General features: G+C 68.5%; 22 protein-coding genes. 7 read left to right on the forward strand and 15 right to left on the reverse strand.

Annotated features, from left to right (window positions below):
• From C882_RS07070 to C882_RS07090, 5 genes are read right to left on the reverse strand one after another with little or no spacing between them, the layout of a single operon-like run.
• Positions 1–693 carry a site-2 protease family protein gene (locus C882_RS07070; RefSeq protein WP_009539891.1) on the reverse strand — a complete coding sequence of 231 codons (693 nt, stop codon included), beginning with the start codon at positions 691–693 and terminating at the stop codon, positions 1–3.
• On the reverse strand, positions 690–1,715 hold the full coding sequence (nagZ, locus tag C882_RS07075; RefSeq protein ID WP_009539892.1) for a beta-N-acetylhexosaminidase: 1,026 nt from the start codon (positions 1,713–1,715) through the stop codon (positions 690–692). Before nagZ ends, C882_RS07070 begins: the two co-directional genes overlap by 4 nt.
• A complete protein-coding gene (locus C882_RS07080; RefSeq protein WP_009539893.1) occupies positions 1,702–2,820 on the reverse strand; it encodes an SPOR domain-containing protein in 1,119 nt (372 codons plus the stop codon). The genes nagZ and C882_RS07080 overlap by 14 nt, the downstream gene beginning before the upstream one ends.
• Positions 2,820–4,616 (reverse strand): arginine--tRNA ligase, encoded by a 1,797-nt coding sequence (argS, locus tag C882_RS07085; RefSeq protein ID WP_009539894.1) that lies wholly within the window; start codon positions 4,614–4,616, stop codon positions 2,820–2,822. Before argS ends, C882_RS07080 begins: the two co-directional genes overlap by 1 nt.
• Positions 4,613–5,785, reverse strand: a complete 1,173-nt coding sequence (locus C882_RS07090) for a deoxyguanosinetriphosphate triphosphohydrolase (RefSeq protein ID WP_009539895.1) — start codon at positions 5,783–5,785, stop codon at positions 4,613–4,615. Before C882_RS07090 ends, argS begins: the two co-directional genes overlap by 4 nt.
• A gap of 171 nt (positions 5,786–5,956) precedes the next feature.
• Between C882_RS07090 and erpA the strand changes: the two genes are divergently transcribed.
• Positions 5,957–6,313 carry an iron-sulfur cluster insertion protein ErpA gene (gene erpA, locus C882_RS07095; RefSeq protein ID WP_009539896.1) on the forward strand — a complete coding sequence of 119 codons (357 nt, stop codon included), beginning with the start codon at positions 5,957–5,959 and terminating at the stop codon, positions 6,311–6,313.
• 88 nt (positions 6,314–6,401) lie between these two features.
• On the opposite strand, the gene C882_RS07100 is transcribed toward erpA, so the two are convergent.
• The gene (locus C882_RS07100) at positions 6,402–8,435 is read right to left on the reverse strand and encodes a hypothetical protein (protein WP_009539897.1); all 2,034 of its coding nucleotides are present in this window, start codon (positions 8,433–8,435) and stop codon (positions 6,402–6,404) included.
• Positions 8,436–8,742: 307 nt separating this feature from the next.
• Between C882_RS07100 and C882_RS07105 the strand changes: the two genes are divergently transcribed.
• From C882_RS07105 to C882_RS07130, 6 genes are all read left to right on the forward strand, one after another.
• Positions 8,743–9,072, forward strand: a complete 330-nt coding sequence (locus C882_RS07105) for a HesB/IscA family protein (RefSeq protein WP_009539898.1) — start codon at positions 8,743–8,745, stop codon at positions 9,070–9,072.
• A 64-nt stretch (positions 9,073–9,136) separates the two neighbouring features.
• Entirely contained in the window at positions 9,137–10,099 is a 963-nt protein-coding gene (gene nifU, locus C882_RS07110) for a Fe-S cluster assembly protein NifU (RefSeq protein WP_009539899.1), read from the forward strand.
• Between the two features lie 23 nt (positions 10,100–10,122).
• On the forward strand, positions 10,123–11,340 hold the full coding sequence (nifS, locus tag C882_RS07115) for a cysteine desulfurase NifS (protein ID WP_009539900.1): 1,218 nt from the start codon (positions 10,123–10,125) through the stop codon (positions 11,338–11,340).
• 39 nt (positions 11,341–11,379) lie between these two features.
• Positions 11,380–12,564: a homocitrate synthase gene (gene nifV / locus C882_RS07120; protein ID WP_009539901.1), complete on the forward strand. Its 1,185-nt coding sequence runs from the start codon at positions 11,380–11,382 to the stop codon at positions 12,562–12,564.
• On the forward strand, positions 12,564–13,709 hold the full coding sequence (gene cysE / locus C882_RS25730) for a serine O-acetyltransferase (RefSeq protein ID WP_009539902.1): 1,146 nt from the start codon (positions 12,564–12,566) through the stop codon (positions 13,707–13,709). Before nifV ends, cysE begins: the two co-directional genes overlap by 1 nt.
• A gap of 82 nt (positions 13,710–13,791) precedes the next feature.
• On the forward strand, positions 13,792–14,115 hold the full coding sequence (locus C882_RS07130; RefSeq protein ID WP_009539903.1) for a peptidylprolyl isomerase: 324 nt from the start codon (positions 13,792–13,794) through the stop codon (positions 14,113–14,115).
• A gap of 72 nt (positions 14,116–14,187) precedes the next feature.
• Here C882_RS07130 and C882_RS07135 read toward each other — a convergent pair whose 3' ends face one another.
• From C882_RS07135 to efp, 9 genes are all read right to left on the reverse strand, one after another.
• Positions 14,188–16,371, reverse strand: coding sequence for a malate synthase G (locus C882_RS07135; RefSeq protein ID WP_009539904.1), 2,184 nt, complete (start codon positions 16,369–16,371; stop codon positions 14,188–14,190).
• A 76-nt stretch (positions 16,372–16,447) separates the two neighbouring features.
• On the reverse strand, positions 16,448–16,945 hold the full coding sequence (locus C882_RS07140) for a DUF5872 domain-containing protein (RefSeq protein ID WP_009539905.1): 498 nt from the start codon (positions 16,943–16,945) through the stop codon (positions 16,448–16,450).
• 67 nt (positions 16,946–17,012) lie between these two features.
• On the reverse strand, positions 17,013–19,028 hold the full coding sequence (locus tag C882_RS25660; protein ID WP_152415235.1) for an adenylate/guanylate cyclase domain-containing protein: 2,016 nt from the start codon (positions 19,026–19,028) through the stop codon (positions 17,013–17,015).
• 269 nt (positions 19,029–19,297) lie between these two features.
• The gene (gene rpmE, locus C882_RS07150; protein ID WP_009539907.1) at positions 19,298–19,522 is read right to left on the reverse strand and encodes a 50S ribosomal protein L31; all 225 of its coding nucleotides are present in this window, start codon (positions 19,520–19,522) and stop codon (positions 19,298–19,300) included.
• 101 nt (positions 19,523–19,623) lie between these two features.
• The gene (locus tag C882_RS07155) at positions 19,624–20,925 is read right to left on the reverse strand and encodes a peptidoglycan -binding protein (RefSeq protein ID WP_009539908.1); all 1,302 of its coding nucleotides are present in this window, start codon (positions 20,923–20,925) and stop codon (positions 19,624–19,626) included.
• 67 nt (positions 20,926–20,992) lie between these two features.
• On the reverse strand, positions 20,993–22,228 hold the full coding sequence (locus C882_RS07160) for a hypothetical protein (RefSeq protein WP_009539909.1): 1,236 nt from the start codon (positions 22,226–22,228) through the stop codon (positions 20,993–20,995).
• A 76-nt stretch (positions 22,229–22,304) separates the two neighbouring features.
• A complete protein-coding gene (locus C882_RS23025; RefSeq protein ID WP_052000030.1) occupies positions 22,305–23,360 on the reverse strand; it encodes an OmpA family protein in 1,056 nt (351 codons plus the stop codon).
• A 132-nt stretch (positions 23,361–23,492) separates the two neighbouring features.
• Complete coding sequence (locus tag C882_RS07170; protein WP_009539911.1) at positions 23,493–24,293, reverse strand: inositol monophosphatase family protein; 801 nt, start codon at positions 24,291–24,293, stop codon at positions 23,493–23,495.
• Between the two features lie 14 nt (positions 24,294–24,307).
• The gene (efp, locus tag C882_RS07175) at positions 24,308–24,874 is read right to left on the reverse strand and encodes an elongation factor P (protein WP_009539912.1); all 567 of its coding nucleotides are present in this window, start codon (positions 24,872–24,874) and stop codon (positions 24,308–24,310) included.
• Positions 24,875–24,957: the final 83 nt, after the last annotated feature.

The following is a 24,957-nucleotide window of genomic DNA, read 5'->3' on the forward strand; positions in this document are numbered from 1 at the left end:
TCAGATGACGCCGAAGATGCTCAAAAGCACCTGCTCAAGATACAGCACGGGCGTCGCCACGATCCAATACAGGATGTTCAGGTCATATCCGATCTGCCCGCCGATGAGGGGCAGAAGGAACAGCGCGCCGATGAGGATCAGCAGGCCGAACCGCTCCAGCCGTGCGAACCGCACAGCCAAGGGATAGGGCAGCAGCCCCGTCGCGATGCGTCCGCCGTCCAGCGGCGGCAAGGGGATCAGGTTGAAGATCATCAGCACCAGGTTGATGCGGATGGCATTCAGCAGGTTGTGGCCGACCCAGTTGCCGGCGTCCGGCGGCAGCAGGAAGGCGGCATGGATCAGGATGGCCGCGATGCAGGCCATGAGCAGGTTGCTGCCCGGTCCGGCGGCGGCGACCATCACCATGTCACGGCGCGGCTTGTGCAGGCGGCGGAAGTCCACTGGTACAGGCTTGGCCCAGCCGAACAGGACCGGCGCGGACAGCACCAGCAACAGGCCCGGCAGCACCACCGTCCCGAACGGATCCACATGGCGCACGGGATTGGCGGTGATGCGCCCGGCCAGCCGCGCCGTGGGATCGCCCAGCTTGTCGGCGACGTATCCGTGGGCGGCTTCGTGCAGGGTCACCGCCAGCAGCACCGGAATGATCCAGGTGCTGGCGACGTACAGGATTTCCGTGATCCCGTCCATCATGCCGTCGCCAGAAGGTCGTCAAGCTCGGCCCTGATGGCGCCCACGGTCAGGCTTTTCAGCCGCTGAGCCTTGAAGACGTCCAGCCGCTTCACGCGGGCCTGCGCGTCCAGGTCCAGGGGGCGGCAGCCGCGCGCGACGGCGGTCATCTCGTCCATGTCGCCATTGCAGTGAAGCACCAGGTCGCAGCCGGCCGCCAGACTTTCGGCGGCGCGGACGGCGAAGTCGCCGGTCAGGGCCTTCATGGACAGGTCGTCGGTCATCAGCAGGCCCTCGAACCCCAGCTCCCCTCGCACCACGCCGCGGATGACGGTGGGGGAGGTGGTGGCCGGGCGATCGGGGTCCAGGGCGGTGTAGACGATGTGCGCCGTCATGCCGTAGGGCGCCTGGGCGAGCGCCTTGAAAGGCACGAAGTCCGTGGCCTCCAGGGTCGCGCGGTCGGCGTCCACCGTCGGCAGGTCCAGGTGGCTGTCGGCGAAGGCGCGGCCGTGTCCGGGGATGTGCTTGATCACCGGCAGAACGCCGCCCGCCAGGAGCCCGGAGATGGCATGGCCGCACAGGGTCGAGACGACCGCCGGGTCATGTCCGAAGGCACGGTCGCCGATGATGTCGTGGGCCCCGGCCACCGGCACGTCGGCCAGCGGATAGCAGTCCACGTCAATGCCCAGGTCCGCAAGCTCGGCCGCCAGCAGGCTCGCGTTCAGGCTGACGGCGCGGCCGGCGGCGGCGGGATCGCGCGCGTGCAGGGCGACGAAGGGCGCCATGGACGGCGCATCGCGCCAATGCGGCGGTTTCAGGCGGCGCACCCGGCCGCCCTCCTGGTCGATGAGCACCGGCGCTTCGCGCCCGACGCACGCCCGCAACTCCGCCACCAGCGCGCGGACCTGGTCCGGCGTTTCGACGTTGCGGCCGAACAGGATGAACCCGTAGGGGTCCGCATCGGCGAAGAAGGCGCGCTCGGCATCGGTCAGGCGCGGGCCGGCGAGCCCGAAGATGGCGGCCAGGGGATGCTTAACGGACAACAAGGCAAGCCTGGTCCCGTGCCTCGAGCTTCTCGCACAGAGCTTTCGCCTCGTCCGCCGAGGCCAGTCCCTTGGCGCGAACGCGGAAGAAGATGCCGCGCTCGCCCTGGTCGGTGCGTTCGACGTCCAGCGACAGATTGCCGAGCAGGTCGGGGTTGGCCCCCTGGATTTTCTTCCATGCCGCTTCCGCGCCGGCCTGGTCGCGCAGGGCGGCCAACTGCACCATCCGGTCGCCACCACCCGACGGCGCGGAGGCCGCGGACCGGGGCGCGACGGGCGCCGGCGTCGCCGCCTGCTGCTGAGGCTCGGGCTGGGACGGCGCCGTCTCGGAGGCGGCCTGCTGGGTCGGCTGCTCGGGCGCGGCGGGCTTGGTCGTCGGCGTCGGCTGCGACGGCGCGGCAGCGGGGGCCTCGGCCGCCTGCGTCGGGGCAGGCTCGCGCTCGGGGGCCGGTTCCGGTGCTGCGGCGGTGTCCGCCGGGGCGGGATCGACGGGCTCGGGGTCCGGCGTCGCGGCCACCTCGGCCTCGGGTAGCGGCTCCAGCGAGCCGCCGGCGTCGGCCGGAACGGGCGGGGCCGTCGGGCTTTCCGGCTCGGGCAGCAGGTTCTCCACCTGTCCGCCGTCGCTGTTCTGCCCCAGGCGGTCGTAGACCATCTTGTCGGTGTCGGGCACGTCCATGCCGCCCGGATCGGCCGGCTTGACCTTGTAGGGCTGTTCGTCGGCAGTGATGACCGGCGTGGTCGCCGCCACCTGCTGCGGTTCCTCGCGCAGGAACAGGTACCAGCCGGCGATGCCGGCGGCCACGGCGCCGATCACCACGGCCGCCATGACGCCCTTGGACCCGCCGGAGCGGCCTTCGTCCTCGTCGTCCTGGATGTCGTCCATGTCGTCGTCGGCGTAGGGACCGCGCAGGTCCTCGGCGCGCGGCTCATGCTCGGCGCCCGCGGGTTCGGCCGACAACGGCGGCGCGTCGTCGGGCTCCGCCGGCCGGCCGCGCGGCGACAGACGTTCCGGAATCAGGTCCAGAAAGTCGTCCTGCGCGTTCGTCTTGTCCGCGTCCTTGTCGGGATTGGGCTTGCCCAGTCCCGGTTCCTTGCGATCCCCTGCCATTACCGCATCTCCTCCACCGGCTCGACACCGAATACCGCCAAGCCAGACGCTATCACCGTCGACACGCCGTGCACAAGCGCAAGACGGGCCAGACTCAAGGGCTTGTTGTCCTCGTGCAGGAAGCGGAGGCGGGCATTGTCCTTGCCCTTGTTCCACAACCCATGGAAGCCGGCCGCCACGTCGTTCATGTAGTAGGCCAGGCGGTGCGGCTCATGCGCGTCCGCAGCGCCCTCCACCATGCGCGGCCACGAGGCCAGCAGGCGGATCAGCGCCATTTCGTCGGGGTCCTCCAGCAGCGCCAGGTCGGCGCCGGCCAGCATGTCCGGGTCGCCTGCCTCGGCCCCGAACATCTCGATGCCGTGACGGTGGACCGAGCGGGCGCGGGCGTGGGCGTACTGGACGTAGAAGGCCAGGTTGTCCTTGGACTGCTCCAGGACCTTGGAATAATCGAACTCCAGCGGCGCGTCGTTCTTGCGCGTCAGCATGATGAAGCGGAACAGGTCCTTGCCCTTGCCCTGGGACCGGTCGTTCAGTTCATCCACCACTTCACGAAGTGTCAGGAAGGTGCCGGCCCGCTTGGACATTTTGACGGGCTCGCCGTTGTCCAGAAGCTTGACCAACTGGCACAGCTTGGCGTCGAAGGTGGCCTCGCCACCGGACACCGCCTTCACCGCCGCCGCCACGCGCTTGACGTAACCGCCGTGGTCGGCGCCCCAGACGTCGATCTGCTGCTTGAAGCCGCGCAGGTACTTGTCGCGGTGGTAGGCGATGTCGGAGGCGAAGTAGGTGAAGCTGCCGTCGGACTTCTTCAGCGCGCGGTCGGTGTCGTCGCCGAACTCGGTCGCCTTGAAGAGCGTCTGCGGGCGGGCCTCCCAGTCGTCGGGGGTCTTGCCCTTGGGGGGCTCCAGCACGCCGACGTAGATCAGGCCGCGCGCCTCCAGGTCCTCCAGCACCTCGGCCACCTTGCCGGCGTCAACGAGGCCCTTTTCCGACGTGAAGCGGTCGTGGTGGACGCCCAGAACCGCCAGGTCCTCGCGGATGAGGTCCATCATCTGGGCGATGGCGAATTCGCGCAGGGCCACGCGGCGTTCCTCGGGCTCGGCATCGACCCACTTGCGGCCATCGACGGCCACCAGCTTTTCCGCCGCCGGCACCAGATAGTCGCCGCCGTATTCGATCTCCTTCGCCGCCAGCTTGGCGTCGAATTCGGCCTGGGTCATGTCCTCCAGCGCCACCAGATAGCGGGCGAACAGGGCGTCGGCCAGCTTGTCCACCTGGGCGCCGGCGTCGTTGACGTAGTATTCCTTCGTCACCGCATAGCCGGCCTTGGAGAGCAGGGCGGCCAGGGCATCGCCCACCACCGCGCCGCGGCCGTGGCCGACATGCATGGGGCCGGTGGGGTTGGCGGAGACGTACTCCACGTTCACCAGCTCGCCCTTGCCCATGTCGCTGTCGCCGAACAGGGTGCCGGTCATCAGGATGTCGCGCAGCACGTCGCGCCAGGCGTTTTCGTCCAGGCGCAGGTTGATGAAGCCAGGGCCGGCGATCTCGGCGTCGGTGACGCCCGGCACCAGCTTCAGCTTCTCCACCAGCAGCCCGGCCAGGTCGCGCGGCTTCATGCCGGCGGCCTTGCACAGCACCATGGCCGCGTTGGTGGCGACGTCGCCGTGAGCGGGATCGCGCGGCGGCTCCGCCGTCACCTTGGAGGTGTCGAGCCCCGCCGGCAGCTTGCCCTCCGAAGCCAGCGCGGAAAGGGCGGTCAGGATGGTGTCCTTGAAGGCGTTGAAAAGGTTCATGGTTTTACCGAGACGTCGAAAAGGCGGATATGTTCGTCGATGGCGAAGCGGTCGGTCATGCCGGCGATGTAGTCCGCTACCTGGCGCGCGGTCTTGCGCCCGTGGGGACCGTCGCACGGCAGCTGCCACTCGCGCGGCAGCAGGGTCGGCTCGGCGACGAACAGGTTGAACAGGTCCTTGACCACCCGCTTGACCTTGCTGGTCATGCGGTTGACCCGGAAGTGCCGGTACATATTCGGAAACAGGAAGGCTTTCAATGCCTTGTCGTGCGCGACCATGTCGTCGGAGAAGGCCACCAGGGGCTTGCCCAGATGGCGCACGTCGGCCGCCGTTTCGGGCTTGTACGCGGCGATGTTGGCCGTCGTGGTCGCCACCAGGTCGTCCACCATGCGGGTGATGATGCGGCGGAAGCTTTCATAGATCAGCCGGTGCTCGTCCAGGCCCGGGTAGCGGTCCATGACCTCCCGGAACACGGGTCCCACCAGTGGCAGGTCCAGCAGGTCGTCGACCGCGAACAGGCCGGCGCGCAGGCCGTCGTCGATGTCGTGGGCGTTGTAGGCGATGTCGTCGGACAGGGCTGCGACCTGCGCCTCGGCCGAGGCATAGGTGCCCAGCTCCAGGTCCTGCTTTTCAGAGTATTCGATGATGGCGCGGGGCAGGGGCTTGCTGTCGGACTGGCCGGTGAGCGGGCCGTTGTGCTTGACCAGCCCCTCCAGCGTCTCCCACGTCAGGTTGAGGCCGTCGAACTCGGCATAGCGGCGCTCCAGCTTTGTGACGATGCGCAAGCTTTGGGCGTTGTGGTCGAAGCCGTCGTAGTCCTTCATGCAGTCCTGCAGCGCGAACTCTCCGGCGTGGCCGAAGGGCGTGTGGCCCAGGTCGTGGGCCAGCGCGAGCGCCTCCGCCAGGTCCTCGTTCAGGCCGATCATGCGGCAGATGGCGCGGGCGACCTGGCTGACCTCCAGGCTGTGGGTCAGGCGCGTGCGGAAATGCTCGCCCTCGTGGTAGACGAACACCTGCGTCTTGTATTTCAGCCGGCGGAAGGCGTTGCAGTGGATGATGCGGTCCCGGTCGCGCTGGAATTCCGAGCGCGTCGGCGTCGACGGCTCCGGGTGGAGCCGCCCGAGGGTCCGGGCCGGATCGCAGGCGAAGGAGGCGAGGGCGCTTGTCATGGCCGGGACAGTACAGCCGCCGTGCGGGACTGGCAACTGCCTCGACGGGCGAGGCAGGGGCGTTCTGGACGCATTCCAACTTGCGGCGGCGGGGCGGGCGGCCTAGATTCCCCACAGGCGAAGACCGCGCGCTCCCCCGCGTATTCACCCAAGGTTGAACAGGACCAGACCATGAGCGACACCGAGACCCTGACCCCGGCCGACGGCATCTCCATGACCGAGTCCGCCGCCAAGCGGGTGCAGACGCTGATCAAGGGCGAGAACAATCCCGACCTGATGCTGCGCGTCATGGTTTCGGGCGGCGGCTGCTCGGGCTTTCAGTACGGGTTCGACCTGGACGCGACGGTCAACGAGGATGACCGCGTGGCCGAGTTCCACGGCGTCAAGTTGGTGATCGACGAGGCGAGCCTGGAGATCCTCAGCGGGTCGCAGGTCGATTACGTGGAGGACCTGATGGGCGCGGCCTTCACGGTCAAGAACCCCAACGCCACCGCCACCTGCGGCTGCGGGACGTCCTTCGCCGTCTGAGGGTTTCGCAGATTTCCTGGAATGCAACGGCCCCTTCCGTCTGACGCGGAAGGGGCCGTCTTCATCGGAGCGGGAATGGTCGGGCCGGTCAGTCGGCGCGGGCTTCCTGGACCGGCTTGGACAGGCTCATGAGGTAGTCCAGCAAGGCTTCCTGCTCGTCGTCGGAGAAGCCCGCGTCGGCGTCGGCCCAGTATTCGTGTCCGGTGCCGTCCGAATGGGCGCGGCGGAGCACGTCATCCGCCTTGTTCGCCGCGATGACCTTGTCGCGCAGGCCGCGATCGACCAGCGCCCGCAGGCTTTCCCGCGCGTCCGGGCGGACGTGGCGGTAGACGGTGCCCGCCGGACCGAGGTCCGTCTCGCCATCAGGACCGACAGCGATGCTGCCGTCGTGCAGGTAGGGCGGACTCCAGCCGACGCCCAGCAGCCCCGGCACCGCATAGCCGCCGCGCACCGTCCCCGTGCCGAAGGCGAGCGCAACCTGATCCTGGTCCAGCATGTCCGTCGGCACGTCGAGCACCTTGGCGTCCTCGCGCACCGGAACGGGTTCGTCGAACGCCCACATGCGCGGCGGTGTCCGCTCCTGGATGAGTTGGATGGTGGCGCGCGACGGGTTGGTCCCGATTTCCGCCAGCGGAATGATCCGGTTGTTGGTGAGGAAGGGGCCGGAGTGACAGTCGGCACAGCCGGCGGCCTCGAATACCGCGCGGCCGTGGGCGGCGCGCTCCTCCGGCACCGCAGCGGCCGGCGGCGGCGTCAGCGCGTTCTGCCATGCCGAGATGGCGTTGACCTCGCGCCATGCGGTGGAACCTTCCTGCGCGATCATGGAGCCGTCCAGCGACAGCAGGCTCGGCTGCGGCCAGGTCGGCATGCGGATGACCTCCGCCAGGCCGGGACGGCCGGGCGTCGGGTCCGCCTGGCGGAACACCTCGTCCGGCGTGCGGTCGCCGTCGGGGTCCCAGCGGAAGGCCGGATTGGCCGCGTTGCGCAGCAGGATCGCCTGGTAGACCTCGGACGGCAGACCAAAGAAGCGCCGGGCATCGTCGGCCTGCCCGGTGGGGTCGGCGCCGAAGGCGTGGACGTTGTTCGTCAGCCCGCTCAGGCCACCGAACGGACCCGCCATGAAGATGCCGTTCCAGCTGTAGGGATGCTCGCCCTTGGTGAAGGAATCCGGGATCTGCGTCGGATTGGCCGTCAGGTCGATGCTGGTGTCCGTGCTGCCGGGAAAGGCGTCCAGGAACAGGGCGTCCACCCGCTCCTCCAGCGCCTCTGCGTCGGGCAGCGTGTGCGTGGTTCCGTCCGCCAGCGTGACCGTGTCGTCGCCCTTGGGCACCTCGGCCAGATCGATGTCGGTGTGCGTCATGAAGGCGGTGCTGTTGGGGGCGAAGGCGATGAGCCTGGACGAGTTCACGTCGACATTCGCCGCGCCGTGGATGACCTTGCCGCTCTCGGGATCGACCGCGGAGTGGCATAGCGCGCAGGTGATGCCGACCCTCTCGCGGCCCGTCTCGTCCACCGAGATCGCCAGCCCGATCGGCCAGATGGCGCCCTGGGGCACGTCGAAGCCGGTGTCGATCAACTCGCCCTTCCGAAAGGTTCGCCCGCCCACGGAGACGTCGTATGCCAGCGGGACCCGCAGATTGTCCGTATGTCCGCCGTCCAGCGCCAGGGCGGCCTTCAGGATGCCATCCGCCGTGATCGGGCCGGCACCTACGCCCACGATGTCGGAAAAGAAACGCTCTGATCCGAACGGCGCGCGGTAGAACTTCGCCTGCCCCAGGTCCAGCAGGTCCTGCGTGATGGGGACCGCCCCGTTGGCCGGGTCCGCCCTGGAGGGATCGCGCGCGACGTCGGCCTGGGTGAGCGTCTCGCCCCACAGGTCGTAGGTGGTTTCCGCCGGCTCGGCGGGCGGATTGAGAACCATGTCATCGGGCGGTTCATAGGCATACCGCGCCGTCTGCTCCACGAAGGGCAGTTGGTGGGCCTGTCCGTGCTCCTGCAGCAGCCGGGGCAGCTCGGTCATGGCCGGGCGTTCCGCATCCTCCTTCGTCGTGGCCGCGCCGGCCGTCGCGGCACCACCAAGAAGCACCGCCAGCGTCAGCAACCCGTTCTTCCGCTGTGTCATCGGCTTCATCCTTCGTTTGTTTTGGATGTGCGGTGCGAACGGGAGTCGGGTATTGCCGGTTTTCGATTTGCCGAAAAAGCTCGGCGGGGCGCGAACGGGCTGTCTACTTGGTCAAGTCTTGGTCCGGCCTGAGGGTGAGGATGAGTGGCGGGCTGTGTCGTACTTCCGACACGGACGAAGGATTGTCGCGACCGCCACACAGTCCGGCCCTGTGATTTCCTGGAAATTCAGTGTGTTAGTGTTTGGCATCCGCCTTGCTTATGGAGGTGTCAGCACAAGGCTGTCGTTGTCCAGGAGGATCCCCCCAATGCTCAACCTGACTGACACCGCCGTCGACGCCATCCGCCGCGTGATCGGCAAGGGCGCGACCGAGGCGCCGCCCGCGGGCCTGCGCATCATGGTCTCGGCCGGCGGCTGCTCGGGCTACCAGTACCGCATGGGCCTGGTGGCCGATGCCGAGGCCGGCGACACCGTCATCGACTTCGAGGACGTGAAGGTTTTCGTCGACGCCGAGAGCATCCCGCTGTTGTCCGGCGCGCGGCTGGACTTCGTGGACGACATTTCGGGCTCGGGCTTCGTGTTCGACAACCCCAACGCCGGCGACAAGTGCTCGTGCGGCAAGTCCTTCTCCGGCTGACGCCAAGGCCGCACGCGCCCCGCCGGCTTCACCAAGACGCATTTCCCAAGGAAGGTCCCCAGCCATGTGGAACTACACCGACAAGGTCAAGGAGTACTTCTTCGATCCCAGGAACGCCGGCGTGCTGGAAGACGCCAACGGCGTGGGCGAGGTGGGCTCCATCTCCTGCGGCGACGCGCTGCGCCTGATGATCAAGGTGGACGAGACCACCGGCCTGATCACCGACGCCAGGTTCCAGACCTTCGGCTGTGGCTCGGCCATTGCGTCGTCGTCGGCGCTGACGGAACTCATCATCGGCAAGACGGTGGACGAGGCCCGGGCGGTGACCAACCAGGACATCGCCGACTTCCTGGGCGGTCTGCCGCCGGAAAAGATGCACTGCTCCGTCATGGGCCACGAAGCGCTGATCGCCGCCATCGCCAACTACAAGGGCGAGGAACTGGCCGAGGACGACCACGAGGAAGGCGCGCTGCTCTGCAAGTGCTTCGGCATCGACGAGGGCATGGTGGAACGCGCGGTCAAGGGCAACAAGCTGACCACGCTGGAGCAGGTGACCGCCTACACCAAGGCCGGCGGCAGCTGCAAGACCTGCCACGAGAAGATCGAGGAAGCGCTGGCCACCTTCAATGCGCAGATGGTGGAGGAGGGCACGCTGTCCGCCGCGGAAGCCTTCACGCTGGGCGATGCGCCCAAGCCCGCGCCCAAGCCGGCCACCGTCTCCGGCCCCGTGCAGATCAGCCCGCTGGCGGAGCAGGCCACCAAGGCCAAGCCGTCGGGCCTGACGAACCTGCAGAAGATCACGCTGATCCAGCAGGCCATCGAGGAGATCCGCCCCCAGCTTCAGCGCGACGGCGGCGATATCTCGCTGGTGGACGTGGACGGCGACACGGTGGTGGTGCAGCTGTCGGGCACCTGTGTGGGCTGCCAGATGAGCGCGGTGACCATCCAGGGCGTGCAGGCCGCGCTAATGGAAAAGGTCGGCCGCCCGCTGCGGGTGATCCCCCACACCGCCATGGCCAGCGCCTGAACAACAACCCTGGAGTGAGCACGATGACCGACGTCAAGCCTCAGGGCATCTACCTCGACAACAACGCCACCACCCGCGTCGACCCGCGCGTGGTGGAGGCCATGCTGCCCTTCTTCACCGAGCAGTTCGGCAATCCGTCCTCCATCCACAGCTTCGGCGCCGACGTGGGCAAGACGGTGCGCTGGGCGCGCGATCAGGTGAAGACCCTGCTGGGGGCGGAGCACGACAGCGAGATCGTCTTCACCTCCGGCGGGACGGAAAGCGACAACGCCGCCATCCTCTCCGCGCTCAAGACCCAGAAGGCCCGGGACGAGATCATTACCTCGGCCGTGGAGCACCCCGCGGTCCTCGCGCTGTGTGAATACCTGGCGAAGCACGAGGGCTACACCCTGCACGTGATCCCGGTGGACAGCCTGGGCCGGCTGGACGTCAACGCCTACGACAAGGCGCTGTCGGAAAAGACGGCCATCGTGTCGTTCATGTGGGCCAACAACGAAAGCGGCACCATCTTCCCCATCCCCAAGCTCGCGGCCATGGCGAAGAAGGTTGGCGCCCTGTTCCACACCGACGCGGTGCAGATCGTCGGCAAGATGCCGCTGAACCTGGCGGCGACGGAAGTCGATTTCCTCTCGCTGTCCGGCCACAAGCTGCACGGCCCCAAGGGCATCGGCGCGCTGTACGTGCGTCGCGGCACCCGCTTCCGCCCCATCATCCGCGGCGGCCACCAGGAGCGCGACCGCCGCGCCGGCACGGAGAACGTCACCGGCATCGTCGGCTTGGGCAAGGCGTGCGAGCTGGCCATGGAGTACATGGAGCACGAGAACACCGCCGTGAAGGCGCTCCGCGACAAGCTGGAGCAGGGCATCCTGGCGAAGGTCTCGCACTGCTTCGTCACCGGCGATCCGTCCGACCGCCTGCCCAACACCTGCAACATCGCGTTCGAGTATATCGAGGGCGAGGCCATCCTGCTGTTCCTCAACCGGCTCGGCATCGCGGCGTCTTCCGGGTCGGCCTGCACCTCGGGCTCGCTGGAACCCAGCCACGTGATGCGGGCCATGAACGTGCCCTTCACGGCGGCGCACGGCGCCACGCGCTTCTCCCTGTCGCGCGAGACGACGACGGAGGAAATCGACGCGGTGATCGACGCCGTGCCGGCAATCATCGAGAAGCTGCGCGCCCTGTCCCCCTTCTGGGACAAGGACACGCCCAAGGCGGAGGCCTTCGACCCGGCCTACGCCTGATCCCCGCAAGCCCAAGCACTCGGACCGGAGGGCGGCTTTATGAGCAGGACGACCACCATCGTCATGAACGACACCACCCTGCGCGACGGCGAACAGACCGCCGGCGTCGCCTTCACCACGGCCGAGCGCATCGCCATCGCCCGCGCGCTGTCGGACGCCGGGGTGCCGGAGTTGGAAGTCGGCATCCCCGCCATGGGCGCGGAGGAGTGCGAGGACATCCGCGCCATCGTCGGCCTGGGGTTGATGGCCACGCCGATCGCCTGGTGCCGGATGCTGCCTGGTGACCTGGCGGCGGCGGCCTCCTGCGGAGTGCCCATGGTCAACCTGTCGGTCAGCGTGTCCGACCAGCAAATCCGCGGTAAGCTCGGCCGCGACCGCCCCTGGGTTCTGGCAAGCATCGCGGCGACCGTGCGGCGGGCCGTCGACATGGGGCTGATGGTGTCGGTGGGCGGCGAGGACTCCAGCCGCGCCGACGCCGACTTCCTGGCGCGCCTGGTGGAAACCGCCGAGGCCGCCGGCGCGCGGCGGTTCCGCTTCGCCGACACGCTGGGCGTCATGGACCCCTTTGCCACCCGCCGCGCCTTCGAGCGGCTGCGCGCGGTGACGGACATGGAACTGGAAATCCACGCCCACGACGACCTGGGTCTTGCCACCGCCAATTCCCTGGCGGCGGTGCAGGGCGGGGCGACCCATGTGTCGACCACCGTCAACGGCCTGGGTGAGCGCGCCGGCAACGCGCCGCTGGAGGAAGTCGTCATGGCGCTCCACCACCTGCACGGCCGCGCGACCGGTGTCTCTCCACGCGCGCTGCCGCTGGTGTCGGAGATGGTGGCGCTGGCCTCGGGCCGGCCGGTGCCGGTTAACAAATCCATCGTGGGGGAGGGCATCTTCACCCATGAAAGCGGCATTCACGTTTCCGGCATCCTGCGCGACCCGGCCAACTACCAGACGCTGGACCCGCGCGAGCTGGGGCGGGCGCACCGGCTTGTGCTGGGCAAGCATTCCGGCCTGTCGGGCGTGCTGAACGCCTGCCGCGAGATCGGGTTGGACGTGGAAGCGCCGCAGGGCCGCGCCATGCTCGCCCGCGTCCGCCTGCACGCCGCCGAGACCAAGCGCGCGCCCTCGGCCGACGACCTGCGTCGGTTCTTCGTCGAGACCCTGGCGGTGGCGGAGGCGGCGCTGGTGCTGCCCGAGGCGCCGGCCGGGTCCGGGCTGACCAACTGATGCCGCTGGACGCCACCTCCATGACCAGCCTCAACCGCAAGCCCAGCCTGCTCTCGCTGCTGCGGGAGGACGTGGACAGCGTGCTCGACCGCGACCCGGCGGCGCGCGGGCGGCTGGAGGTGCTGGTCACCTACCCGGGCCTGCACGCCATCCTGCTACACCGGCTGGCGCATGGGCTGTGGCGGCGGAAGTTCCGTTTCTCCGCCCGCTTCCTGGCCTTCGTCGGGCGGTTGGTGACCAACGTGGACATCCATCCCGGCGCCACCATCGGTCGGCGGTTCTTCGTCGACCACGGCGCCGGTGTGGTCATCGGCGAGACGTCGGAGATCGGTGATGACGTGACGCTCTACCAGGGGGTGACGCTGGGCGGCACCACGCTGGCAAAGGGCAAGCGCCACCCGACGCTGAAGGACGGCGTGCTTGTGGGAGCGGGGGCCAAGGTTCTGGGCGCCTACACCATCGGCGAGAACGCGCGCATCGGCGCCAATTCCGTGGTCATCGGCGACGTGCCACCGGGCATGACGGTGGTCGGCATCCCCGGCCGCGTCGTCCTGCCCGAGGACCGCCGCCGCCGCGTGGCGGGCGACGTCGACCTGGACCACCACCTGATGCCGGACCCCGTCGGCCGGGCGCTCGCCTGCCTGGTCGACCGCATCACCGAGCTTGAGGCCCGGCTTGCGGCGGTGTCTCCGCCCGCCGCCGCCGAGGACGACGCCTGCCACCTGTGCGGCGCGCCCTGCGACGGCGCCTGCATCGGCCATGCCCCGCACGGCGCCTCCACTTCTTCCCCCACTCACGGGAGTTCCCCCATGACCACCACCAGCCCCTTCCTGACCGAAATGAACAGCCTGTCCGCCGCCGAGGAGTTCTTCGAGGCCCTGGACGTGCCCTTCGACCCGCAGGTGGTGCGCGTCAACCGCCTGCATATCCTCAAGCGCTTTTCCGACTACCTGAAGCGCGCCGACATGGACGGCCTGGACGACGACGCCCTGCGCGCGCTCTACCGCGAGAGGTTGGCGATCGCGCACGCCGATTTCGTGGACTCCGACGCGGTGACGGAAAAGGTCTTCAAGGTGTTCAAGAACGCCCACGGCAAGGCCTTCGTCGGGCTGGAAGAGATCGAGGTCCTGTCGGCACGGTCCTGACGCCCGAATTGTCTTGCGCCATGGTCGGGCATGGGCCACAACGACCCTTCGACTGAAAGACACGACGACGAGGGAGTGCCCCATGTCCCCCAACCAGGTTCGCGCCAGCCACATCCTGCTCATGTACAAGGGCTCCATGCGCTCCACCGCCGACCGCTCCAAGGAAGAAGCGCAGGTGCAGATCGCCGACCTGAAGCAGCAGGTGGAGAACGGCGCCGACTTCGCCGAACTGGCCAAGAAGCACTCCGACTGCCCGTCGGGCCGCGAGGGCGGCGACCTGGGCCAGTTCCCCAAGGGCGCCATGGTGCCGGAGTTCGAGCAGGCCGCCTTCGCGCTGGAGCCGGGCCAGACCTCGGACGTGGTGGAGACGTCGTTCGGCTATCACCTCATCCAGCGTACCGGCTGATCGGCGCAAGCTGCCGATACGTCATGTGAAAAGGCCCGGGCGGTTCCGCCCGGGCCTTTCGCGTTTCCCGGCCTACTTGCCGTAGACCTTCTTCGCCTCGCGCCGACGGGCGTGCAGGACCGGCTCGGTATAGCCGCTGGGGCTCTCGCAGCCCTTGAACACCAGGTCGCAGGCGGCCTTGAAGGCGACGCTGCCCTCGAAGTCCGGCGCCATGGGGCGATAGGCCGGGTCGCCCTGGTTCTGGCGGTCGACCACGGCGGCCATGCGCTTCATGGTTTCCATCACCTGATCCTCGGACACCACGCCGTGGCGCAGCCAGTTGGCGATGTGCTGGCTGGAGATGCGCAGCGTCGCGCGGTCCTCCATCAGGCCCACGTCGTTGATGTCGGGCACCTTGGAGCAGCCCACACCCTGGTCCACCCAGCGCACCACATAGCCGAGGATGCCCTGCGCGTTGTTGTCCAGTTCGGCCTTGATCTCGTCCGGCGCCCAGTTGGGCCGGTCGGCCAGCGGGATGGTCAGCAGGTCGTCGAGAGACGCCGCCGGGCGGTCCTTCAACTCGTCCTGGCGGGCTGCCACGTCGACGGCGTGGTAGTGCAGGGCGTGCAGCGTGGCGGCGGTGGGCGAGGGGACCCAGGCCGTGTTGGCGCCCGCCTGCGGGTGGCCCACCTTGGTCTTCAGCATGTCGGCCATCCGGTCGGGCATGGGCCACATGCCCTTGCCGATCTGCGCCTTGCCGCGCAGCCCGCAGGCCAGGCCGATGTCGACATTGCGGTCCTCGTAGGCCTTGATCCAGGGCGTTTCCTTCATGGCGCCCTTGCGGATCATGGGCCCGGCTTCCATGGAGGTGTGGATTTCGTCGCCCGTACGGTCCAGGAAGCCGGTGTTGATAAACACCACCCGGTCCTTGGCGGCGCGAATGCATTCCTTGAGGTTGGCCGAGGTGCGCCGTTCCTCGTCCATGATGCCCATCTTGATGGTGTTGCGCGGCAGGCCGAGAGTGTCCTCGACACGGCTGAACAGTTCGACGGCGAAGGCCACTTCCTCGGGCCCGTGCATCTTGGGCTTGACGATGTAGATGGAGCCCATGCGGCTGTTGGCATACTTGCCGTAGCCCTTCAGGTCGTGCACGGCGATGGCGCTGGTGCACATGGCGTCCAGGAAGCCTTCGGGGATTTCGCTGCCGTCGTCCAGCAGCACGGCGTCGTTGGTCATAAGGTGGCCGACGTTGCGCACCAGCATCAGCGATCGGCCGGGCAGCGTGACGGTGGCGTGGCCGTCGGGCGCGGTGTAGGTGCGGTCGGGCTGCATGCTGCGCTTGAGCGTCTTGCCGCCCTTTTCCAGCGTCGCCGTAAGGTCGCCCTTCATGAGGCCGAGCCAGTTGCGGTAGACGTGCACCTTGTCCTCGGCGTCCACGGCGGCGACCGAGTCCTCGCAGTCCATGATGGTGGTCACCGCCGACTCGGCGATCACGTCGGCCACGTGCGCGGCGTCGTCCTTGCCGATGGGATGGTCGGCGTCGATGACGATTTCCAGGTGCAGGCCGTTGTGCTTCAAGAGCACCGTGCGGGGCGCGGACGCCTCGCCGGTGTAGCCGGCGAATTGCCCCGGGGTCATCAGACGGATCGGAGCACCGCCCGTCTGCGCCACCACCAGCGCGCCGTTCTCCACCGTGTAGCCGGCGGCGTCCTTGTGGGAGCCGCCATCGAGCGGTGCCACGTCGTCCAGCAGATCACGGACGAAGGCGATGACGCGGGCGCCGCGCGTGGGGTTGTAGCCGCCCGTGCCGATCTCGGCGCCATCTGTCTGGGGTATCACGTCCGTGCCGTACAGGGCGTCGTACAGGCTGCCCCAGCGCGCGTTGGCGGCGTTCAGGGCATACCGGGCATTGTTCACCGGCACCACAAGCTGCGGTCCGGCGATGAGAGCGATCTCGCTGTCGACGTTGGCGGTGCCGACCTCGAAATCCCCGCCCTCGGGCAGGAGGTAGCCCAGGTCCTTGAGGAATTGGGTGTATTCCGCCTGGTCTACGGGCTTGGCGCGCCGGCCCTGGTGCCAGGCGTCGATTTCCTTCTGGATGCGGTCGCGCTCGGCCAGCAGGGCGCGGTTGCGCGGCGCCAGGTCGTGCGCCAGGGCGTCCAGCCCCTGCCAGAAGGCGTCCGGCTCGATGCCGGTGCCCGGCAGGGCCTCGGTGGTGATGAAGTCGTAAAGCGGCTTGGCGACGCGAAGGCGTCCGACGTCGATCCGGTCGGTCACGGCGGGGTGCTCCTCCCTGAAGCATTCTAAGGTTCGGCCTATAAGGATCGGCCCGATACCTTAGGACTTCAAGGGGCTATTCGCTCAAGGCGCGGGCCAATTCGCCCTTGTTCATGCGCGAGCGGTTGGGAATGTCGCGGCGCTGCGCCTCGCGATAAAGCTCCGCCTTGGTGGGCTCGCCCTGGCCGCGGGCGTGGGCGCCGATGCGCTCGGCGTCGGGCGGCTGCCTGGAATACTGCCGGCCGCGGTGCATGTCCCGGCGCTTTTTCTCGGTGGTGCGTCGGTACTGTTCCTCCGTCATGCGCTCGCGCGCCTTTTTCGGCAGGTAGCGTTCGCCGGTATCGCGGGAGCGCGCGCCGCTGCGGGTGCCCCAGTCCTCTTCCGTCCACTTGTCGAGGTGGGTTTTCGGCTTGCGGCCCTCATAGCCGCCGCCGCGGCGCTTGTACTCCTGTACCGCCATCTGGGCCTTGCGGGCCGACCACTGGCCCGGCTCCCCGCCCTTGTCGCTGCCGGTGATGTCCTTCTTCACCCGGTCCCACAGCTTGGGATCGGTGCGTTTTGCCTTGGATGACATGGGGTGCGTCTCCTCCTTCGCAGGCCCGTGCAGAGGAGACGACGGAGCGGGGCGTTCGGATCACTGGTTAAGAACGAACGGGGCGTGGGCCCGGCGCAACCCGATCCTCCTTCACCCGCACCGCCTCGGGCCGGGACTCGGCCATGGCGCGGGCGGCTTCGGTGGCCTCGTCGGCGGCCTCGGCGGCTTCCGGGGTCGGGGTTTCGGGGGCGGATCGTGCGGCCGGGGCGGCGTCGTGCCACGGAATGGCATAGGCCTCGACAGGCTCTCGCACGCCCTTGAGGGCCAGGGCGCCCAGCGGCTCGAAGGAGAACGGCTTGCCGGCACACAGGTCGCGCACCACCGAGGAACAGACGATCTGATCGGTCTCCGCCGCATTGCACAGGCGCGAGGCCAACTGCACCGTGGCGCCGAAATAGTCGTTGTCCTCGGCGATGGGCTCGCCGGCGTTTAGCCCGACCCGCAGGCGGATGATGCGGTCGGGGTTGGCCTCGTTGTGCTCCTGCATGGCGCGCTGGATTTCGATGGAGGCCGCCACGGCGTTGGCCGCTACCGAGAAGGTGGCCATGATGCCGTCGCCGGTGTGCTTCACCTCGCGACCGTCCAACTGCGCCAGGGCGCTGCGCACAACGGCGTTGTGGGCGCGCACCGACTCCTGGGCGGCGGCGTCGCCGACCTCGTCCGTCAGGTCGGTGGAGCCCACCATGTCGGTGAACACGATCGTGATCATGCTGGGCGGCGGCGCCTTGGTGGCCGGGGTATTCCAGTCGCTCATGATGCGCGGCAGGGCGTCCAGCGCGCCGGGCTTCTTGGCGAGCCACTGTTCCATGGCCTTGCGGCCGGCCTCGGCCATGGCGACGTAGCGCGGCTCGGCCATGTACTCGTCCAGCTTCGAGACGAAGCTTTCCGCCAGCTTGGGCTTGGTGCCGATGACCTCGATGGTCTCCCGCAGAAGCTCGGTGCGGCGCGGCTGCTTGGCACGCTCGGTCAGGGCCTGCGCGGCGCCCGACAGGAAGAGGTTGACGCCAAACTTGTTGAAGGCGTCCAACTGGGGGTGCGAACTGCGCAGCACACGCACCGCCGCACCCAGGAATTTCATCATCCGGGCGCGGTCCTGCTCGAACTTGAGCGTCTCCGCGTCGGGTTCGGGCTCGGCGCGACGCGGCGGGGCAGGCGGCTCCTCGGCCTTCTCCGCGGCGTCCTCTTCCGTCTTGGCCTTGCTGTCCTTGCCGCCTTCGGTGGTGGCCTTCTTGAGCGCCTCCTGCGCGGCGGCGGCGGCTTTCGCGGCGGCCTCCGCCTCGGCGCGCTGGCGGGCCTCGGCTTCGCGATCCGGGTGGCCGGCAGCCTCGTCGTCCGCGGTCTTCCGGGCGGCCTTGTCGGCGGCTTCCTTGGCGGCAGCGGCCTTCTCGTCGGCGGCGGATTTGCGCTTGTCGTTGCGTTCCTTCTCTGCCGCGTCAGCCGCACGACGGGCGGCGTCCGCGTCGTCGGCCGGCCCCTTGGCGCGATCGCCGCCCAGGCCTTCCAGCGGCACGTAGGCCAGGACCAGCGGCACCGCGCTCAGCAGGAACAACGAGATGAAGACCAGGAACAGGATGCCCGTCAGGTTCCCGCCCAACGCCACGCCCATGCCGGCCAGCTGGCCCATGAACAGCGACGCCATGCCGGTGCCCAGGATGGCGATGATCAGCGCCGAAACCATGACCATGGACAGCCGCAGCACGAAGTCCTTGGCGGCGGTGCGCGGCGGCGGCGCATCGGCGGCGGGGGCGCCGGCGAAGGCGAAATCGGGACGGCCGTAGGCGGCGGCGAAGGGGGTGCCCTGTTGTTGCCGGCTGGCGCGGGCGGCCTTGGCCTCGGCCATGGCCTGCTTGGCGCGCGGGCTGATGTAGGCCAGCGCCTCGTCGCTGGTGTTGCTCTCTGGATACCAGGTCTCGCGCGTGACCTTGGTCGGCTTGTTGGTCTGGCTTTCGACACTCTGGGCTTCGGCGATGGCCTTGTTGCGCTCGTCGCCGGGGAAACGGGCGTGAAGGGACCATTCCGTCCCTTCCAGCACGTAAAGCTCGTAGTTGACGATCGCCGGCATCTTGCCCTGGCCCATCCTCGACACGGTCGCCGCACGGTGCCGGCGACCAACCACATGGCTTAGGTCTACCCCATAGATGCGCCGAGCGCATCCCCATCCGCAATGATGAGGGTCACATTCTTAACAAATCGCCACTGAAGCGCGTGAAACCGGGCGCTTCAGCGCGTTCCGAACACGAAAAGACCCGCCTCCGTAACGGAAGGCGGGTCTTTTCCGAACGGTCCACGAGGACCGGGTCTCAGGGGCGCCCGGCGGCGCCCGGCAGGACCTTATTCGCCGCGCTTCAGACCGAAGTTGGCGAAGCGCTTGTTGAACTTGGCGAGCTGGCCGCCGGTGTCCATCAGGCGGTGCACGCCGGTCCAGGCCGGGTGCGACTTCGGGTCGATATCCAGGCGAATGCTGTCGCCCTTCATGGTCGACCGGGTCTTGAACTCGGTGCCATCGGTCATGGTGACCGTGATCTCGTGGTACTCGGGGTGAATGTCCTTCTTCATCGTCCGCCTCGTCCTGAAAAGAGCGCGTTGTATAGCCGAGACGGCGCGCCTTTTCAAGGGCGCGCGTCAATGAAAACGCGCGGGGAATTCGTGCGCGAAACCTAGCGCTGATCGAGCTTCAATTCAATGCGTCGATTGCGCGCCATGGCCTCGGGCGTTTCGCCGTCGGTGATCGGCTGGTGCTCGCCGAAACCCGCCGCCGCCAGACGCTGCGGCGGCACGCCCTGGTCGATCAGGTATTCCACCACGGTGGTCGCCCGCGCAGTGGAAAGGTCCCAGTTGTTCTCGAACCGGGCGGTGCGGATGGGCCGGCGGTCGGTGTGGCCGTCCACGCGCAGGATCCAGTCGATGTCCTCGGGGATTTCGTCGGCGATCTGCGTGATGGCGTCGGCCAGTTTGTTCAACTCGTCCTCGCCGGCCAGGCCCAGGGTGGCGGAGCCGCTGCCGAACAGGATTTCCGACTGGAAGACGAAGCGGTCGCCCTCAATGCGGATACCCTCGCGGTCGCCCAGGATTTCCCGCAGGCGGCCGAAGAACTCGGACCGGTAGCGCTGCAGTTCCTGCACCTTGGACGCCAGGGCCTGGTTGAGGCGCCGTCCCAGGTCGGCGATCTGCACCCGCTGTTCCTCGTTGCGCGCCTCGGCGGCCTCAAGAAGATCGTTGATGCGGGCCAGCTCCTGCTGCAGCCGCTCGATCTGCTGTTCCAGCAGGGCGGCGTGGGCGCGCGCCTCCAGCGACAGTTCTTCCTCGCCCACCAGCTTCTGCTCGGTCTCCTCAAGCCTGGCGGCCATCTCCTGCGCCTGGCGGGTCAGATCTTCCTTGAGCGCCTGCAGCGCCTTGATGTCCTGTTGCAGCAGCGCGATCTGGCGCAACTGGTCCTGGATGCGCTGCTCCGCCTCGGCTTTCTCCTGTTCGGAAAGCTCGGCCCGCTGGCGGGCGGTAGCGGCCTGCTCCAAGGCCTGCCGGCGCTCCTCTTCCGTCATTCCCAGGCGCTCGCGCAGGGCCGCGGCCTCGTCCTCGGCGGCGGCGACATCGGCCTGCGCAGCGGTCAACTGGCGGTCCAGGCGGGCGGTTTCCTCGGCGGTCTGGCGCAGGGTGGCCTGAAGGTTCTCGATCTGCGCGTTGGCGTCGGTCAACTGCGCCGTCAACTGCTCGACGTTCAGGCGCATGTCCTCGTTGGCGGCCCGCTCGATGGCCAGCAGGTCGGTCAGTTCAGACACCCGCCGCGTCAGGCGTTCAAGGGCCGCCTCGCGGCCCGACAGCATCTGGCCGAGGAAGAACTGTGCCAGCGAAAACACCATCAACACGAAGATGATGATGATGAGCAGCTGAGCCAGGGCATCGACGAAGCCCGGCCAGTGATCGGTCGTGCGGCGCGTTCTGCGGCGGGAGGAAAGGGCCATGCGGCGTCCTCGGGACCAGGAAACGGGAAGCGGCGGCCGTCATGCCGGGCCGCCGCGGCTCACGCATTCAGCGGCCGTAGGGCGGGGTTCCGCCTCCGGGGCCGGACAGGCGTTCGTGCTCGGACGATCCGCCGGATGACGGGGCGGGCTCCTCGGCCAGGGCCGCGATGGTGCGGGCCAGCAGCTTGATCTCGCTGCGGACTTCCTTGACCGTGTACTCGCGCCCGCGCGCCAGTTCCTCGCTAAGGCGCTGGACGGCGACGTCGACGTTGCGCAGGTGCCCGCGGCTGGCATCGTCCAGCCCGAAGCCGCCCGAGGCCGTCGCCTCCGCGATCTTCTGGAGCAGGGGTTTGAGTTCCTGCTGGCTTTCGGCCATGCGCAGCATCAGCGTCTGCTCGGCGCGCATCTGGTCGGTGAGCGTGGTCAGCCGGTCGGTCAGGTCGCGCAACTGGGTGTTGGCGCCGACTCGTGCCTCTTCCGTGCGCGAGACCGTGTGCTGAAGCTCCTGAAGGCTGTCGGCGGTCTGTTCCAGAAGGGCCTGGATGTAGGCCGGCACCGAGGCCTCAGCCTCGACGCTGCCGCCGACGCCGCCGGCGGAGACGCGAGTGACGCCGGACAGCCAGTCCTCCAGTTCGTTGTAGAAGGCGTTCTGGGCCTGGTTGGCCTGCAGGTCGACGAAGCCCAGGATCAGCGATCCGCCCAGGCCGAACAGCGAGGAACTGAACGAGGTGCCCATGCCCTCGAGCGGCTGTTCCAGGCCCTGCTTGAGGTTGTCGAACACCGTCTGCATGTCCGCGCCGGCGCCGAGCGAGAGCTGGCCGATGACGTCACCGACACTGCCGATGGTCTGCATCAGGCCCCAGAAGGTGCCCAGCAGGCCGAGGAAGATGGACAGGCCGATGAAATAGCGGCTGATCTCGCGGCTTTCGTCCAGGCGCGATGCGATGCCGTCCAGCAGCGAACGCATGGCCGGGGCCGACAGCGTGAAGCGGCCGCCGCGCTGCTTGCTCTGCCCCAGCATGGTCGCCATGGGCGCCAGCAGGCGCGGTGCGGTGTCGGTGCTGACGGAGGCGCGGTCGGGGTGCTGGCGGAAGTCGTCGATCCACCGGGCCTCGGGGCCGAGCATGGCGACCTGCCGGATGTTCAGGCCGATGCCGATCAGCAGCACGCCCAGGATCAGGCCATTGAGCGCCGGATTGGCCATGAAGGCGTCGAGCAGCGGTTGGAACAGCAGCCCCGCGACGATCAGCACGGCAATGAGGAATACGGCGATGCGGACCAGGAAGCGTCTGGGTCGGATCATGAATCAACCTTCCTTCGGCGGGCCGGTCGAGCGGCGCCCGCTTTGAGGCGGCGGGATGGGGTGGGCCGGGGCACCATCAGCGCTCCAGCACGATGACGTCGACGCGGTCCAGCGACCCGTCGGTGGCGGTGCTGCCCAGCGCCCGCACCTCGATGCGGGTGGAGCTGATGCCGGCGTCCACCAGCCGCGACCGCACCGCCAGCGCGCGCGACAACGACAGCCGGCGGCTGCGGCTTTCCTCCGCCTCCGTGCCGGGGGCGTAGGCGTTCAGGCGCAGGCGCAGCGACTGGTCGCGGTCCAGCCGGGCCGCCAGGGCCTCCAGCGAGTCCGCGGCATCGTCGGGCGGTTCGGCCACATTGGGCGCGAAAGCGACGGTCAGCCGGTCGCCATCGCTCTCGACGTCGGCGGGCAGGGCGGCCTGCTGTTCGCGTGCCGGAGCGGACTCCGGCTCTGGCGGCGCGGAAGCCTGCTGCACCGCTGCCTCATCCTGCGCCGGCTTGGCCGTCGGCTGCGGCGCCTCGTCGGCGGATCGGGCCGATTGGACAGGCGGCAGGTCTGGCAGCGGCGGGGGAGCAGGCACAGCCGCTGCGGTTTGTTCGGCCGCCTCGGGTGCATCGGGCTTGGTTGGTCCGGGCTCCGGTGCCGGTGCGGCGCCGGGCGCGTCGGGCTTGGCTTCGGGCCGCGCCGGCGGCGCCTCGGCCACGGCAGGCGCGGTTGGCTTGGCGGGGGCCGGGGCGGGCGCGGCGGCGGCCGGTGTCGCCGGCTTTTCCTGCGGCGGCGGCGCGGCGCGCTGCGCCTTGGGTTCGGGTTTCGGCGCCGGCGGCGTCTTGGGCGCAACCGGCTCGGGCTCGATATCCGGTTGCGGAGCAGGCTGCGGCGCCGGTGCAGGAGCAGCCGGGGCCGGAGCCGGAGCCGGCGCGCGGCGCGGGGTCAGGCTTTTCGGCTCCGGCCGCGGCGGCTCGACCAGCAGGCGAGAACGCGGCGCGGTGGGGTCGGGAAAGACCGCGCCGCCGCCGATCACCGGGCGATCCACATATGGACTGTCGGCCGATACGGCGGGCACGGGTGCCAAGGGCAGCACCAGCGCGGCCACTCCGGCGGCCAGCAGGCAACGGCGACGCGTTCGGGTCATGGACGGGCGGGAGCCTCCGCGCTGTGACACAGGCACACCCCGAAGGCGCTACACCTTCAGGGTGTTCCAGTATGTGTATATATCACCGCACCGTTCAGGGGCAACGGCCGAGCGCCGATTTCCCGAGAACGATCAAGCGTTTGCCTTGCGCAGCATGTCGCGCAGCGGCGTAATCAGCTTCTCGTTGGCGGCCACCAGGTTGCCGCTGAACAGCGGGTTGGCCTTGCCGTTCAGATCCTCGACAAAGCCGCCGGCCTCCTTGATGAGAAGGATGCCCGCCGCCACGTCCCACGGCTTCAGGCCGTGCTCCCAGAAGCCGTCGTAGCGTCCGGCGGCGACATAGGCCAAGTCCAGCGAGGCCGCGCCGAAGCGCCGAACGCCGGCTGTCGAGGTCATGACGTGCGCCAGTTCCCGCAGATAGGCGCCATGCTCGCCGCGCCCAAGGTGCGGGATGCCGGTGCCGATGACCGCCTGGTCCAGCCGCTGCCGGCCGGCGACACGCAGGCGGCGGTCGTTGTGGAAGGCGCCGGCACCCTTTTCGCCCCAGAACAGGTCGTCGGTCACCGGATTGTAGATGACGCCGGCGATGACCTCGCCGGCGCGCTCCAGCCCGATGGAAATCGCGAAGTGGGGAATGCCGTGGACGAAGTTCGTGGTGCCGTCGATGGGATCGACGATCCAGCGGTGGTCGCTGAACTCGTCGGGCTTCTGCTCGCCGGTTTCCTCGCCCAGGAAGCCCCAGCCGGGGCGCGCCTTGGTGAGTTCGGCCTTGAGCAGTTTTTCGGCCTTGACGTCGGCGGCGGTCACGAAGTCGCTGGGGCCCTTGACGGACACCTGCAACTGTTCGACCTCGCCGAAGTCGCGAGCCATGGCGCGGCCGGCCTTTTTGGCGGCGTTGACCATGACGTTGAGATTTGCGCTGCGAAGAGCCATGCCGTGTCTACGCCTCAGCCCTTGTAGCGTTCGACGTAGGAGGTGTCCTCGGTGTTGACCACGATCCTGGTGCCGGCTTCGATGAACGGCGGGATCATGACCTTGAGGCCGTTCTCCAGGATGCCCGGCTTGTACGAGCTGGACTGGGTCTGGCCCTTCACCACGGCGTCGGCCTCCACGACCTCCAGCACCACGGTCTGCGGCAGGTTCACGGACACCGGCTTGCCTTCGATGGTGTCGACGGTGACGTCCATGCCGTCCTGCAGGAAGGCGCCCTTTTCACCCACCGCGTCCTCGGGCAGGTTGAACTGGTCGAAGGTTTCCTTGTCCATGAAATGGAAACCCGCGTCGTCCTTGAACAGGTAGGTGCAGTCGATCTGGCGGACGTCCAGCTTTTCCACGCTGTCGGCGGTGCGCCAGCGCTCGTTGGTCTTGGTACCGGTCTCGACGTCGCGCATTTCGACGGCGATGAAGGCGTTACCCTTGCCCGGCTGGATGAGCTGGATCTTGGTAACGGCCCACTGCTTGCCCTGGTGCTCGAGAACGTTCCCGGGGCGAATCGTATTGGCCTGGATCTTCATGGGAAGTCACCCAACGGATGAGAATGGTTGATTTGTGGGGTTGCCGGGTTCTATCAGGTTGCCCGACCCTTGGCAACCACGGC

The sequence above is a fragment of the Caenispirillum salinarum AK4 genome (genome assembly GCF_000315795.1).
In the GTDB taxonomy this organism is placed as follows: Bacteria; Pseudomonadota; Alphaproteobacteria; order Rhodospirillales; family Rhodospirillaceae; genus Caenispirillum; species Caenispirillum salinarum.